Raw genomic sequence first — 15024 nt, 5'->3', positions numbered from 1 at the left:
GCGGTGATTTCTGAGAGCGAACGGACGATTTGAATGAAGCTGAACGATCTGCTTGTTTCGACAGGTATCGAGCCGAAGTCGGTGCTCGTTCTTAGACACCGCCCGTTCGAGCCGCGCTTTCGAAAGATACTCCCTTGGCTCGCGGCAGAACGGCCCGATCTCTACAATGCGTATCAGCAGACCCAAGGGGAGAAGTTGGAAAAGTCGATGGTCGGTGCCGGATATGTGGCGTCGTTCATCGGTCATGAACCGGGGAAGGCGATCTTCGTTGGCCTATACGGGATTGGCCAATCTCAACGGCTTACCTTTGAAGAATACTGGCAGGTCGTCGCCTACAATGAGATGAAGGCACTCGGTATGCGAGGCTTCACAGAGGAAGACGGGCGATCATCTATCCTTTTTTTCAATTTGGCGCTCACGGATTTCTACGCGCAATGGAAAGGAAAACTTGTCGTTGGCTGGCCTCCGCCGGAGCGGTCTTGCTGGCGAAGAGCGCACAAAAACGACATCCCGGTTCTCGCGATCCTTGAAGAGAGTGCGCTGGCTGCCGGTATGCCGCTCTGGGACGAAATCGGGCTGACGTGGGACCAACTGGCCGTCTTGCCGTCTCGTTGGCAGACAACGCTTTCTCAGTGGCGTGGCATCTATTTCATTTTCGACGCAGCAGACGGGAAAGGATATGTGGGATCGGCTTATGGGACAGATAACATTCTTGGCCGATGGCTGAATTATTCAACGTCGGGGCATGGCGGCAACCGCCGTCTTAAGGGTCGTGACCATCGGAATTTCCAGTTTAGCATCCTTCAGCGCGTCTCGCCTGACATGTCTGCGGAGGATGTGATTCGGCTTGAGGCGAAATGGAAGGAGCGCCTTCACACGCGGTATCCGCATGGCCTGAATGACAATTGAACAACAGGGCAGCCTCCACCGCGACGAGTTCGCCGACCTCAAGGCAGATTTCATCCTCGCCAATCCACCCTTCAATGTGCCGGACTTGCTCCGACCGCGGGCCGTTGATTTGTTCGGTGACACGGCGGCGGCTCGGGTTCTATAAGGTGGCGCTTAGGGCGACGATGGTTGCGCGCACGCTATTGCCCGTGCCCAAGATGCTTCGCGTGTCAATTGCGTGTCAGCCGCAAAAAGCGGCAGAACCCGAAAAGCACGTTTACCAAGCTTATAAAGGGGACCGGATGGTGGGCGTGACAGGGATTGAACCTGTGACCCCTGCAATGTCAATGCAGTGCTCTCCCGCTGAGCTACACGCCCATCCGAAGCCGCGCATACACCATTTTTGCCACCGCGCGTCAATAGCAGGAAAAGGGAAAGAAAGCTTCGTCTTGCCGCACCGTCGGAGACGCGCAGGATGCCGGCGGAAAACGTGTCAGGCTGCCTGCAGCATCTTTTCGACCTCGTTGACGAGGTCGCGCAGATGGAACGGCTTCGACAGCACCTTGGCGTCTTTCGGCGCCTTGGAATCCGGATTGAGCGCAACGGCCGCGAAGCCGGTGATGAACATGACCTTGAGGTCGGGATCGATCTCGGTGGCGCGTCTAGCGAGTTCTATGCCGTCCATCTCCGGCATCACGATGTCGGTCAAGAGCAGCGAGAAAGGCTCTTCGCGCAGCCGCTCATAGGCGCTGGCGCCATTGTCGAAATCGCTGACCTGGTAGCCGGCACGCTCCAGCGCCTTGACGAGGAACCGGCGCATGTCGTCGTCGTCTTCCGCCAGCAGAATGCGTGCCATCTTGTCCCGTCCGAATCACCCGCCCGGGACTGCCGTGCGGCAGCCCGTTAACCATCCTGTATATGAGGAGGCGAGGGTAAACATCAAGTGAACGATAAAGGCCCGACCGGCCTTAACAAAGCGGTCCGGACGCCGAAACGCTGGACATGCGGCCGGCGAGGTGGCACCTTTCCAACCATGATGCATTGGTGTTTCCGGATTCGTTCAAATTGAAAACGGCAGCCGAGGATTTTTCGGTCGTTCCCCCCTTCGAAATCCGGTCGGGCGCCGAACAGCGCGTCCCCTTCCTCTTCAACTCACCGCATAGCGGCCGTCACTATCCGGACCGGTTCCTGGCGATGGCAAGGCTGGACCGAAACGCCATCCGCCGCTCCGAAGATTGCTATGTTGACGAATTGTTCGGCGGCGCCGTCGCGCTCGGCGCGCCGATGCTGGCGGCAAACTTCCCGCGCGCCTATCTCGACGTCAACCGGGAGCCGTGGGAACTCGATCCGCGCATGTTCGCCGAACCCGTGCCGTCGTTCTGCAACATCCGCTCGGCGCGCGTCGCCGGCGGGCTTGGCACCGTGCCCAAGCTGGTGGGAGAGGGGCTCGAAATCTATGCCGGCCGCGTGCCGCTGGCGGAAGCCGTCGGGCGCATCGAGGCCGTCTACAAACCTTATCACGAGACGCTGAAACGGCTTTTGACCAGGACCCATGCGCGGTTCGGCTTTGCCGTGCTGATCGATTGCCACTCGATGCCGGCGAGCATCAGGGTCGGCGACAGCGGTGTCAGGCCCGACTTCATCGTCGGCGACCGTTTCGGCATCTCCGCTGCGGCAGCGTTGACCGAGACGGCGATCGGCCTGCTCATCGGCATGGGCTATACCGTCGCCCATAACAAGCCTTATGCGGGAGGCTTTATCACCGAGCATTATGGCCGCCCGGTGCGCCACCTCCATGCACTGCAGATCGAGGTCAATCGCGGGCTTTACATGAACGAGCGGACGTTCCAGAAATCCGCCGGCTTCGATGCGCTCGCCGACGATCTGGCGCAATTCTCGGCCGACCTGATGGCGATGCCCGACCACAATTTTATCGATCTGCCGCTCGCCGCCGAATGATGCCGAAAATCGAAAATGAGGTTTTGCGCCGGATAAAGGCATCGGCGTGCGGGTCGGGACGCGCAATCGGCTGAGTGCCGCGCCGAAAAAAAGACCGCATCGTTTGCACGACACGGTCGAAGTCTAGGGAGGAAACGCCCAAGGAGGGCATGGACAGGAGAACCTGTCCGAGAACAAATCTATTGTGCGATGCACAAATGTCAAGCCGCTGTGCGGCGTTTTTAATTCACTATGATGTGGAAACTGGGTTTCGAGGGCGCCAGCGTTGCATTCGAGCAACAGTCGTCGATGCGCAAAAGTCCCGCACGCCCTTGTTTTGGCGGAAATCCACAGGCAGACGATGGTTCCAGCACGCTAAAGCGCCTCGCGTTTGACCGGACGACGCGCTTTAGGTTGTTGTTTTATGCATTTCGTTATCGCAAAACCGCTGCACACTTTTGCGCGACATGCATTACGCGGGAGAATCAGTTGCACATCAGCATCGATTTCATGCGGCGCATTGCGGATGCCGCCGCAGCCGAAACCTTGCCGCGCTTCCGCAGCCAGGGCGCAGTCGCCAACAAGGAGCAAGGCAGCTTCGACCCGGTCACCGAGGCGGACCGCGAGGCCGAGCGGGTCATCCGGGCGCTTATTTCAGCGGAATATCCCGATCACGGCATCCTCGGCGAGGAGCATGGCAGCGAGAACATTTCCAGCAGGCATGTCTGGGTGATCGATCCGATCGACGGCACCCGTGCCTTCATTTCCGGCCTGCCGGTGTGGGGAACCTTGGTCGGGCTGACGGTCGACGGCGATGCCGTCGCCGGCATGATGTCGCAGCCCTTCACCGGCGAGCTTTTCTACGCCAACGCGTCCGGCGCCCATTATGAAGGCCCGGGCGGACCGCGAAGGCTGACCACACGCAAGACGACAAGCCTCGCCGAAGCGACGCTGTTCACCACCACGCCAGCACTGTTCAAGGGAGACGCGCGCCTGCGCTACGATCTGTTCGAGCGGCAGGTCCAGCTCGCCCGCTACGGCACCGACTGCTATGCCTTCGCCATGGTCGCGGCGGGAAGCGTCGACATCGTCGCCGACCCCGGTTTGAAACCCTACGATATCGTCGCGCTGATCCCGATCATCGAGAAGGCCGGCGGCGTCGTCACCACCTTCGAAGGCGGACCGGCGGAAAGGGGCGGCGACATCCTGGCTGCGGCAACGCCGGAGCTTCATGCCGCCGCGATGGCGGCGTTGCGTGGCTGAACCGGCTGGGCAGCTGGCCATTACGACTGAGGTGCCCACGGCGACGATAACCCAATGCTCCTGACGGCAAGGTGTCAGCAGCTCTCGGCTATGGAGACAATGCCACGGGAGGGAGTCTCATGCCGACGCAGTCAACAACCAGCCGTTCCGAAGATGCTCCAGTAGAAAATGCGCCGGCAGAAAATGCTCTGGGAGATGGGCGGGCCGATTTCGATTTCTTCTTCGGACGCTGGAACGTCAGCCATCGAAGGTTGCAGGAGCGCCTGCAAGGCGACACGAACTGGGACGTGTTTGGCGGGACATGCGAGGTGCGCCCGATCCTTGGCGGGCTCGGCAATGTCGATGACAATGTGATTGAATTGCCCGGCGGCGCCTATCGCGCCGCCACGCTGCGGACCTTCGATCCGGCGACGAGACAATGGTCGATCTGGTGGATAGACGGCCGCAGCCCGTCGACCATCGATATTCCGATGCGCGGCGCCTTCGAAGCAGGCGTCGGCGCGTTCCTGTGTGAAGACGTTTTTGACGGACGCGCTATCCAGGTTCGCTTCCTGTGGTCGCGGATCACTGAAACATCGGCGCGCTGGGAGCAGGCTTTTTCAGCGGATGGCGGCAAGACCTGGGAGACCAACTGGATCATGGATTTCGCCCGGGAAGTGTAGGCTGACGATCGACCTGGAAAGCATTTTTCAAGCCAGGTTCGTTTCCAGGCCAAGTCATTTTTTCAAGCCAAGTCAGTTTTCAAGCCAAGTCATGGATTTTCAATGATTTGGAGGGGTCTTTTGCGCGTCCGGAGGAGCACGGCAATCAATCAGGAGTTGTCGTCGCTTCCCGGAATGAAGGCATCGAAGGCGGCAAAGAACTGCTCCCGATAGAAGTCGGCTTCCTGCAATATTTCATGGCGTGCACCATCGATCACCAGCAGTGAACCGAGACGCAGGCGTCTGGTGTAGGTTTCCACCGCTTTAGTCGAGACGACCTGGTCGGCGCCGGCGGCGACCACCAGCAAGGGAACCCGGATCCTGGCCATAAAGTCGGGATCGTTGATGACCTCGGAGGCCTGCGTCGCCGCTTTCAGCCAGCGGATCGTCGGGCCGCCGAGCGCCAGCTGCGGGTAGGTTTCGTAGAGCAGCGTGTTGCGCCGATACCGCTCGGGATCCGATGTCACCTTGTTGACGGCAAAGGGTATGGTTTTTCTGGGCCGCGGACCCCAGGCGGCATAAAGCTTGCCAAGACCCAGCAGACAGAACAGCGAGCAGAGGCGGCGAACGGTGGTTGTCGAGACCGGCAGGTCGGGCACCGCCAGGAAGGGCGCGATCAGCACCATGCGCCGTACGCGGTTCACCATCGACGGCCCGGCAAGCAGCGTGATCACCGCCCCGGCCGAATGGGCCAATATGTAATACGGCCCCCGGCAGTCGGGCAGCACGATCTCCTCGAAGAACTGTTCCAGGTCGCCGGTGTAGTCGAAGAAACTGCGGACATAGCCGCGCTCGCGATCGCTGATCAGCCGGTCGGAACCGCCCTGGCCGCGCCAGTCAAAGGTGGCGACGCCAAAGCCACGGTCGGCGAGGTTGCGGATGGTCTCGAAATATTTTTCGATGCACTCGTTGCGGCCGGTCAAGACGACCACGGTACCCTTCATCGGGCGGGCAACGGCGGCAAAGAGGCCATAACGGATCTTCTTGCCGTCGCGCGTGGTGAAGAAACCACCGGCCGCATTTTCCGGCAGCGGATTGCCCGGAACTTCGCGGAAGAGGGGAATTTTGTCGAGGAGGTCCGTCATTCGGCGCTGCGTTTCAAGTGTCGCTGCCTGCATGGCGCAAGCTGTGGTAGGCATAGACGCCCCATGCAGCAAAAGCAAAGGGCAGCAAAAGCAAAGGAATTCCGGACGCGTTGGAAAGGCTGAACGAGCCGGCCGGCGAGTGAGGCCGAAAGCAGCTTGCGGCATGCTTCCGGCCCCCCGTCGATCCGGGAGGAAGGGACGTTACACCCGGTCGGCCCCGTTGCGGCATCTCGCGCATAACCGCGAAAACCGCAGCCGATTTCGCCGTGAATCATGCGCAATCAAAGTGTTACAGCTTCCTTTTGCATGTCCGAGAGGACGCGCGACGCCGTAACCGCCGCCTGTTCCTTGATCCTGGAAGCAGTCTAGCGCGACTTAGCTGAACGTCCGCCGAAGCCGCGGTTCATCGGCCGTTCATCGAGGCGGCAGAATCTTGAAATGCCTTCTCGTGCTCCCCAAATGTCTGCTGCGGCCGCCAATGTCGGGGCCGCTGGCCCATCCGGAACGCCGTCACGGGTTTCGCACCGGCCATACGTTTGTTGCTCAACAGGAGAACACACTATGCGTCACGTTGATTTTTCCCCGCTCTATCGTTCGACCGTCGGTTTCGACCGGCTGTTCACCATGCTCGATTCGCTTGCGCAGCCGGAAGGTGCACAGACCTATCCGCCATACAACATCGAGCGCACCGGTGAGGATTCCTATCGCATCTCGATGGCGGTCGCCGGCTTCTCGGACGATGAGCTCTCGATCGAGGCTCACCGCAACGTTCTGACAGTCAAGGGTGAGCGCAAGGAGGGCAATGGCGAAGGCTCCGAACTGCTCTATCGCGGTATCGCCAGCAGGGCCTTTGAGCGCCGCTTCCAGCTTGCCGACCATGTTGATGTCGTCGGCGCCTCGCTGAAGAACGGCCTGCTCTTCGTCGACCTCAAGCGCAATATTCCCGAGGAACTGAAGCCGCGGAAGATCGCGATCACCGCGTCTTCGGCGAAGGCCAAGCAGATCGAGGCCAAGACCACCGCGTAAGCTGCGTCACAAAGACGACCTAACAGACGAGGGCGGCGCCTGGCGCCGCCCTTTTGATGGATAGGTGCCGCTATCCAGCAATTAGCTCGCCAAAGCGGTCGACCTCTTCGGCCGTGGTCGCAAAGCTGGTGACGAAACGATAGAGCGCTTCGTCCTCGCCGATATGGCCATCAAAGCCGTGCGGCTTGTGCCAGTCGTAGAAGGCGGCACCGGCCAAATGCACCCGTTCAGCCTTGGCCTTTTTCATCACTGCGAACACTTCGTTGGCCTGCGGCAGCCAGGCCAGACGCGCCGACGCGGAATCCTCGATCAGTGCTGCGAGGCGTGCTGCCATGGCGTTGGCATGCCGCGCCGTGTCGAGCCACAGGTGGTCCTTGAAATAGGCTTCGAACTGCGCTGCGATGAAGCGCGATTTCGAGAACAATTGCGCCGCGCGCTTGCGCAGGAAGGCCAGTTCCCTGGCGCGGTCGAGGTCGAACAGCACGATAGCCTCGGCGCACCAGCAGCCGTTCTTGGTGGCGCCGAAAGAGAGGATGTCGACGCCGCCCTTCCAGGTCATCTGCGCCGGTGTTGTCTCGAGCGCGACCAGCGCATTGGCGAAGCGGGCACCATCCATGTGCAGCGGCAGTTTGTGATGCTTGGCGATCGCCGAAATCCTGGCAATTTCGTTTAGTGTGTAGATGGTGCCGACCTCGGTCGACTGGGTGATCGACACCGCCATCGGGCGCCCGGAATGGACGATTTCAGGCGCGAACCGGCCGACCGCCCTGTCCAGGTCGTTCGGATCGATCTTGCCCAGCGCACCGTCGACGGCATGGAGCCGTGAGCCGCCGGTAAAGTATTCCGGGGCGCCGCATTCATCCTCGATGACATGCGACTCTCGATGGCAGAAGGAAATGCCGCCCGATTTGTTGTAGGCGGTCAGCGACAGGGAATTGGCGGCGGTGCCGGTGGCCACGAAAAACACCGCGACCTCGCGCTCGAAGATTTCGTTGAAGCGCTGGTATGCGGCCTCGTCGAGGGCGCCGTCGCCATAGGCGGTGGAAAAGCCGCCGGCATGGGCCGACAGGCCCGCGGCGATGCTGGGATGGGCGCCTGCCCAATTGTCGGAAGCGAAATTCATGCGTTTGCCTGTGCTGGGAAAATCAAGGCGACCTTGGCCGCTTTCGCATGCCGCTCGCAAGTGCCAAGCGCCGGAAAAGCGGTAAAGCCAGCGAGAGGCCGGGGACCTAAAGCGCGTCGCGTTCGGCCGGCCTCATGCCACGCGCTTTAGGTTTTTGTTTTCATGCATGTCGTTATCGTAAAACCGCTGCACACTTTTGCGCGACATGCATTAAGGCGGACGACTGAAGGTTGCGTTTTGGCCGGGTCGCGCGTAATTTTCTGTCTCTAGATGCCCATGATTGTTGTGAATCGGTCTTGTGCGCATCCGCAATTTCTGTCATAAAAATTTAGGACAGTAGTGCTGTCTTATTTTGTCGCACAAAACAGGCTGGATTGGCGTATCATTGGGCCTCTCCGGCCATTGCCGCGAGCGACAGGTAGACAGCCCGGCTCTGGCCTGTACGATTGCCGGATGCGAACCAGGCCGCCTGGTTCTGCAAGGATTTCGCAAGACGTGCCGCAAGGATGAGAGGGAAGCTCATGTGCTTCCCAACGCAAACCAGCGCCCGAAGGGCTGGCATGGAGGACAGGACGATGACGGAAGTGACGCCATCTGCGACAAACGGCCCGGCCGCGCAGACGAAAGCGCCAGCCGTCAAAAATCCGTCCATCGCCACTGGCCTGACCAAGATCGGGCGGACCCCTACCGGGTTCGCCGCCCACGGCCTTTACGATCCGCGCAACGAGCACGATGCCTGCGGCGTCGGCTTCATCGTCAATATGAAGGGCGTCAAGTCGCATCAGATCGTCACGGACGGCCTGGCGGTGCTCGAAAATCTGACGCATCGCGGCGCCGTCGGCGCCGACCCACTGATGGGCGACGGCGCCGGCGTGCTGGTGCAGCTTCCCGACCGCTTCTTCCGCGAGGAGATGGCCAGCCAGGGCGTCGAACTGCCCAAGCCCGGCCATTACGCCGTCGGCCATGTGTTCATGCCGCGCGATCCTGAGCTTCAGGCGCATATCGAAGGCATCATCGCCGAGGTCGCGCAGCTCGAAGGCCAGCCGCTACTCGGCTTTCGCGACGTGCCGGTCGACAATTCATCGCTGTCAAAGGCGCCTGATATCGCTGCTTCCGAACCGGTCCAGCGGCAGGTGTTTCTGGGTCGTGGCGCCGAGATCGAGAGCGACGACGATTACGAACGGCGGCTCTACATCCTGCGCAAGGTCATTTCCGGTCGTATCCACGAAGAGACCAAGGGCGTCGACAATGGCTTCTACGTCGTGTCGATGTCATCGCGGACCATCGTCTACAAGGGCATGTTCCTGGCCTATCAGGTCGGCGCCTATTACAAGGATCTGACCGATCCGCGTTTCGAGACGGCGCTGATCCTCGTCCACCAGCGTTTCTCGACCAACACCTTCCCGTCGTGGAAGCTGGCGCATCCCTATCGCATGGTCGCCCACAATGGCGAGATCAACACGCTGCGGGGCAACGTCAACTGGATGGCGGCGCGGCAGGCCTCGGTCGATTCCGAACTGTTCGGCAACGACATCTCCAAGCTGTGGCCGATCTCCTATGAGGGGCAGTCGGACACCGCCTGTTTCGACAATGCGCTCGAATTCCTGACGCAGGGCGGCTACTCGCTCGCTCACGCAATGATGATGCTGATCCCTGAGGCCTGGGCCGGCAACAAGCTGATGGATCAAGATCGCAAGGCCTTTTATGAATACCACGCCGCCCTGATGGAGCCGTGGGACGGGCCGGCGGCGGTGGCCTTCACCGACGGCCGCCAGATCGGCGCCACGCTCGACCGCAACGGGCTGCGCCCGGCGCGCTATATCGTCACCGACGACGATCGCGTCATCATGGCCTCGGAAGCCGGCGTGCTGCCGGTGCCGGAGGAAAGGATCGTCAAGAAGTGGCGGCTGCAGCCCGGCCGCATGCTGCTGATCGACCTGGAGAAGGGCCGCATCGTTTCCGACGAGGAGATCAAGTCGGAGATCGCGACCAGGCATCCCTACAAGAGCTGGCTCGCCAACACCCAGCTCATCCTCGAAGACCTGAAGCCGGTCGAGCCGCGGGCGCTGCGCAGGGACGTCAGCCTGCTCGATCGTCAGCAGGCGTTCGGCTTTACCCAGGAAGACACCAAGCTGCTGATGTCGCCGATGGCGACCACCGGCCAGGAAGCGGTCGGCTCGATGGGCACCGACACGCCGATTTCGGCGATGTCGGACAGATCGAAGCTGCTCTACACCTATTTCAAGCAGAACTTCGCCCAGGTCACCAACCCGCCTATCGACCCGATCCGCGAGGAACTGGTGATGAGCCTGGTGTCGTTCATCGGGCCGAGGCCGAACATCTTCGACCTCGTCGGCAATTCGCGTCGCAAGCGGCTCGAAGTGCGCCAGCCGATCCTGACCAATGGCGATCTTGAGAAGATCCGCTCCATCGGTCACACCGAGGACCGTTTCGACACCAAGACGATCGACATCACCTATGCTTCGAACGAAGGCGCGGCCGGCATGCAGGGCGCCATCGACCGGCTGTGCGAGCGCGCCGAGGCGGCGGTCGCCGGCGGCTACAACATCATCATCCTGTCCGACCGTCAGCTCGGGCCGGACCGCATCGCCATCCCGGCATTGCTGGCGACGGCGGCGGTCCACCATCATTTGATCCGCAAGGGATTGCGCACATCGGTGGGCCTGGTCGTCGAGTCCGGCGAACCGCGCGAGGTGCATCATTTCTGCTGCCTTGCGGGCTATGGCGCCGAGGCGATCAATCCCTATCTCGCCTTCGACACGCTGCTCGACATGCACAAGCGCGGCGAGCTGCCGGCCGAAGTCGACGCCAATGAGGTCGTCTCCCGCTACATCAAGTCGATCGGCAAGGGCATTCTCAAGGTGATGTCGAAGATGGGCATCTCGACCTACCAGTCCTATTGCGGCGCGCAGATCTTCGACGCCATCGGGCTGAAGACCGACTTCGTGCAAAAATATTTCACCGGCACCGCGACGCTGATCGAAGGCGTCGGGCTGGAAGAGATCGCGGCCGAAACGGTCAGCCGCCACGGCGACGGCTTCGGCAACGACCCGGTGCTGCGCAACAGCCTCGAGGTCGGCGGCGAATACATGTTCCGCATGCGCGGCGAAGCGCATATCTGGTCGCCCGATGCGGTGGCCACCCTGCAGCACGCCGTGCGCCAGGGATCGTGGCAGACGTTCAAGGACTATTCCGCTCAGATCGACAGCGAGACGGCGCGGGCGCAGAGCATTCGCGGCCTGTTCAAGATCAGGCTGGCCGAAGAAACCGGGCGCAAGAAGGTCGAGCTCGACGAGGTCATGTCGGCGGCCGATATCGTCAAGCGGTTCTCGACCGGAGCGATGTCCTTCGGCTCGATCTCCAGAGAAGCGCACACCACGCTGGCGCGCGCCATGAACACGATCGGCGGCAAGTCGAACACCGGCGAGGGCGGCGAAGAGGCCGACCGTTACCTGCCGCTGCCGGACGGCGGCAAGAACCCCGAGCGTTCGGCGATCAAGCAGGTCGCTTCCGGGCGTTTCGGCGTGACGGCGGAGTATCTGGTGAACTCCGATGTGATGCAGATCAAGGTCGCGCAAGGCGCGAAGCCCGGCGAGGGCGGTCAGCTGCCCGGTCACAAGGTCGATGCCACCATTGCCAAGGTCAGGCATTCGACGCCCGGCGTCGGCCTGATCTCGCCGCCGCCGCATCACGACATCTACTCGATCGAGGATCTGGCGCAGCTGATCTACGACCTCAAGAACGTCAACCCGGCGGCTGATGTCTCAGTCAAGCTGGTATCCGAAGTCGGTGTCGGCACCGTTGCGGCCGGCGTCGCCAAGGCGCGCGCCGATCACATCACCATTTCCGGCTATGACGGCGGCACCGGCGCATCGCCGCTGACCTCGCTCAAGCACGCCGGCAGCCCGTGGGAGATGGGCCTTGCCGAGACGCACCAGACGCTGGTGCTCAACGGCCTCAGGTCGCGCGTCGCGCTGCAGGTCGATGGCGGACTGCGCACTGGCCGCGACGTCGTCATCGGCGCGCTGCTTGGCGCCGACGAATTCGGCTTCTCGACCGCGCCGCTGATCGCGGCCGGCTGCATCATGATGCGCAAGTGCCATCTCAACACCTGCCCGGTCGGCGTCGCGACGCAGGATCCGGTGTTGCGCAAGCGCTTCAAGGGCACGCCGGAACATGTCATCAACTTCTTCTTTTATGTGGCGGAAGAGGTCCGGGCGCTGCTCGCCGAGATGGGCTACACCCACCTCGACCAGATCATCGGCGACACCGACCTCCTGGAGAAGCGGGAGCTGATCCAGCACTGGAAGGCACGCGGGCTCGATTTCAGCAAGATGTTCTTCAAGCCGGATGCGCCGCATGAGGCGGTGCACTGGACCGAGCGGCAGAAGCATCCGATCGACGACGTGCTCGACCGCAAGCTGATCGAGTTGGCCAAGCCGGCGCTGGACGCCAGGCAGCCGGTCGGCATCGAGCTGCCGATCCGCAATGTCGACCGTTCGACCGGCGCCATGCTGTCGGGCGAAGTGGCAAAGCGCTTCAAGCACAAGGGCCTGCGCGAGGACACGATCTCGGTGAAGCTCACCGGCACCGCCGGCCAGTCCTTCGGCGCCTTCCTGGCGCGTGGGGTTTCGTTCGAGCTGGTCGGTGCGGCCAATGACTACGTCGGCAAGGGCCTGTCGGGCGGCCGCATCGTCATCCGCCCGCCGGAGAACACGAAGATCGTCGCCGCGGAGTCGATCATCGTCGGCAACACGGTGCTCTACGGCGCGACCGAGGGCGAGGCCTATTTCTGCGGCGTCGCCGGCGAGCGTTTTGCGGTTCGCAATTCGGGCGTCGCCGCCGTCGTCGAAGGCGTTGGCGACCATGGCTGCGAGTACATGACCGGCGGCATTGTCGTCGTCATCGGGCAGACCGGCCGCAACTTTGCCGCCGGCATGTCGGGCGGCGTCGCCTATGTGCTCGACGAGGTGGGTGATTTCGCCGAGCGCTGCAACATGGCGATGGTCGAACTGGAACCCGTTCCCGAAGAAGACGACCTGATGGAGAAACTGCTCCATCATGGCGGCGACCTCGATCACAAAGGCCGCGTCGACGTGTCCGGCGACATGACCAGCCATGATGAGGAGCGGCTCTATCAGCTGATCTCGAACCACGTCCATTACACGGGTTCGGTGCGCGGCCGCGAGATCCTCGACAACTGGGCGACTTTCCGGCCGAAATTCCGGAAGATCATGCCGGTCGAATACCGCCGCGCGCTGATCGAAATGGAACGCATGCGCATGGGCGTTGCGGCGGAATAGGTATTGGGATTGCCGGGAAGCCAAGCTTCCCGGGCGACGCCTTCATCAACAATCCTGGCCTCGGACTGAAGGTTGCCATGGCTGCCTTATGAGGTTAACGGGTGCGTCGTCGAGCGCGCCATCTGGACAGCAGGGACTGGACTATGGGCAAGGTAACAGGGTTTCTCGAGATCGACCGGCAGGTGCACAAGTACCAGCCGGCTTCCGACCGCATCCGGCATTTTCGCGAGTTCACGCTGCCGATGTCGGACAAGGAGGTCGAGAAACAGGCCGCGCGCTGCATGGATTGCGGCATTCCGTACTGTCACGGGCCGACCGGCTGCCCGGTCCACAACCAGATCCCGGACTGGAACGACCTCGTCTACAATGGCGACTGGGACAATGCGATCCGCAACCTGCATTCGACCAATAATTTCCCGGAATTCACCGGCCGCATCTGTCCGGCACCTTGCGAGGAAGCCTGCACGCTGAACCTCGAGGACATTCCGGTCGCCATCAAGACGATCGAGCAGGCGATCGCCGACAAGGCCTATGAAACCGGTCATATCCGGCCCTATCCGCCGGAAAGGAAGACCGGCAGGCGCGTCGCAATCATTGGCTCGGGGCCGGCCGGCATGGCGGCCGCCCAGCAGCTTGGCCGCGCCGGCCACGACGTTCACGTCTACGAGCGCGAGAGCCGGCCGGGCGGGCTGATGCGCTACGGCATCCCCGACTTCAAGATCGAGAAGCACTACATCGACCGGCGCATCGAGCAGATGCAAGGCGAGGGCGTGAGCTTCCATTGCGGGATCAATGTCGGTGTCGACAAGCCGGTGGCGGAGCTGCTCGCCGAGTATGATGCGGTGCTCTATTGCGGCGGTTCGGAAACGCCGCGCCCGGCCAACATTCCCGGCGACGATCTCGACGGCGTGCATGACGCGATGCCTTACCTGGTGCAGCAGAACAAGCGCATCGGCGGTGAGCCGATCCAGTCGGTGGCGTGGCCGTCGCCGCCGATCGTCGCGGGCGGCCAGCATGTCGTCGTCGTCGGCGGCGGCGACACCGCGTCCGACTGCGTCGGCACCGCCTTCCGCCAGGGCGCCGTTCGCGTCACCCAGCTCGACATCCGGCCGCAGCCGCCGGAAAAGGAAGACAAGCTTTCGGTCTGGCCCTACTGGGCGACGAAGATGCGCACCTCGTCCTCGCAGGCGGAAGGCGCCGAGCGCGAGTTCCAGGTGGCGACGCTCGAATTCATCGGCGAGGACGGCGCGTTGACCGGCGTCAAATGCTGCGAGGTCGATGAAAAGCGCAAGCCGATCGCCGGCACGGAATTCGTCATCCGTGCGGATCTCGCCTTCATCGCTATCGGCTTTGCCGGGCCGGCCGCCGTCGGGCCGGTGTCGGAACTGGCTGGCCAGATGAAGATCGCCATCGACAGCCGCCGCTCGAACAACGTCGAGGCCAATGATCGCGACTACAAGACCAGCGTCGAAAAGCTCTATGCGGCGGGCGATGTGCGCCGCGGTCAATCGCTGGTCGTCTGGGCGATCCGCGAGGGCCGTCAGGCAGCGCGTTCGATCGACGAGGCGCTGATGGGATCGAGCGTGCTGCCGCGCTGAGACCGTTTGAGGCTTTTCTGCGCTTCCGGCCTTCGCCGGCCGAAGCACTTGTGAGCGGTCGTGGCAGTTAAAGCTACG

The 15024-nt window shown here is 62.1% G+C and carries 10 protein-coding genes and 1 tRNA gene; 7 read left to right on the top strand and 4 right to left on the bottom strand.

Annotated features, from left to right (window positions below):
- Window positions 1-33: 33 nt before the first annotated feature.
- The gene (locus X738_RS52180; RefSeq protein ID WP_023798083.1) at window positions 34-909 is read left to right on the top strand and encodes a GIY-YIG nuclease family protein; all 876 of its coding nucleotides are present in this window, start codon (window positions 34-36) and stop codon (window positions 907-909) included.
- A gap of 282 nt (window positions 910-1191) precedes the next feature.
- Here the strand turns inward: X738_RS52180 and X738_RS52175 are convergent.
- A tRNA-Val gene (locus X738_RS52175) sits at window positions 1192-1266 on the bottom strand.
- 115 nt (window positions 1267-1381) lie between these two features.
- Entirely contained in the window at window positions 1382-1744 is a 363-nt protein-coding gene (gene cpdR / locus X738_RS52170) for a cell cycle two-component system response regulator CpdR (protein ID WP_006199474.1), read from the bottom strand.
- Window positions 1745-1890: 146 nt separating this feature from the next.
- Between cpdR and X738_RS52165 the strand changes: the two genes are divergently transcribed.
- The 3 genes from X738_RS52165 to X738_RS52155 all read left to right on the top strand — a co-directional run bounded on the left by X738_RS52165 (window position 1891) and on the right by X738_RS52155 (window position 4751).
- Window positions 1891-2847, top strand: coding sequence for an N-formylglutamate amidohydrolase (locus tag X738_RS52165; RefSeq protein WP_023798081.1), 957 nt, complete (start codon window positions 1891-1893; stop codon window positions 2845-2847).
- A 468-nt stretch (window positions 2848-3315) separates the two neighbouring features.
- Entirely contained in the window at window positions 3316-4089 is a 774-nt protein-coding gene (gene hisN, locus X738_RS52160; protein ID WP_023798080.1) for a histidinol-phosphatase, read from the top strand.
- A 119-nt stretch (window positions 4090-4208) separates the two neighbouring features.
- A complete protein-coding gene (locus tag X738_RS52155) occupies window positions 4209-4751 on the top strand; it encodes a DUF1579 family protein (protein WP_023798079.1) in 543 nt (180 codons plus the stop codon).
- A 149-nt stretch (window positions 4752-4900) separates the two neighbouring features.
- On the opposite strand, the gene X738_RS52150 is transcribed toward X738_RS52155, so the two are convergent.
- Window positions 4901-5875, bottom strand: a complete 975-nt coding sequence (locus X738_RS52150) for an alpha/beta fold hydrolase (protein WP_023798078.1) — start codon at window positions 5873-5875, stop codon at window positions 4901-4903.
- A 561-nt stretch (window positions 5876-6436) separates the two neighbouring features.
- Here X738_RS52150 and X738_RS52145 point away from each other — a divergent pair.
- Window positions 6437-6901, top strand: coding sequence for an Hsp20 family protein (locus X738_RS52145; protein WP_023798077.1), 465 nt, complete (start codon window positions 6437-6439; stop codon window positions 6899-6901).
- A gap of 70 nt (window positions 6902-6971) precedes the next feature.
- Here X738_RS52145 and X738_RS52140 read toward each other — a convergent pair whose 3' ends face one another.
- On the bottom strand, window positions 6972-8024 hold the full coding sequence (locus X738_RS52140) for a threonine aldolase family protein (RefSeq protein ID WP_023798076.1): 1053 nt from the start codon (window positions 8022-8024) through the stop codon (window positions 6972-6974).
- Between the two features lie 575 nt (window positions 8025-8599).
- Between X738_RS52140 and gltB the strand changes: the two genes are divergently transcribed.
- Complete coding sequence (gltB, locus tag X738_RS52130; RefSeq protein WP_023798074.1) at window positions 8600-13348, top strand: glutamate synthase large subunit; 4749 nt, start codon at window positions 8600-8602, stop codon at window positions 13346-13348.
- 143 nt (window positions 13349-13491) lie between these two features.
- On the top strand, window positions 13492-14946 hold the full coding sequence (locus tag X738_RS52125; protein ID WP_023798073.1) for a glutamate synthase subunit beta: 1455 nt from the start codon (window positions 13492-13494) through the stop codon (window positions 14944-14946).
- Window positions 14947-15024 lie beyond the last annotated feature (78 nt).

The sequence above is a fragment of the Mesorhizobium sp. L48C026A00 genome (assembly GCF_000502375.1).
GTDB classification, from domain to species: Bacteria; Pseudomonadota; Alphaproteobacteria; order Rhizobiales; family Rhizobiaceae; genus Mesorhizobium; species Mesorhizobium muleiense.
The sequence above is the reverse complement of the archived record's forward strand: the minus strand, read 5'-3'. Positions and strand labels throughout refer to the sequence as shown.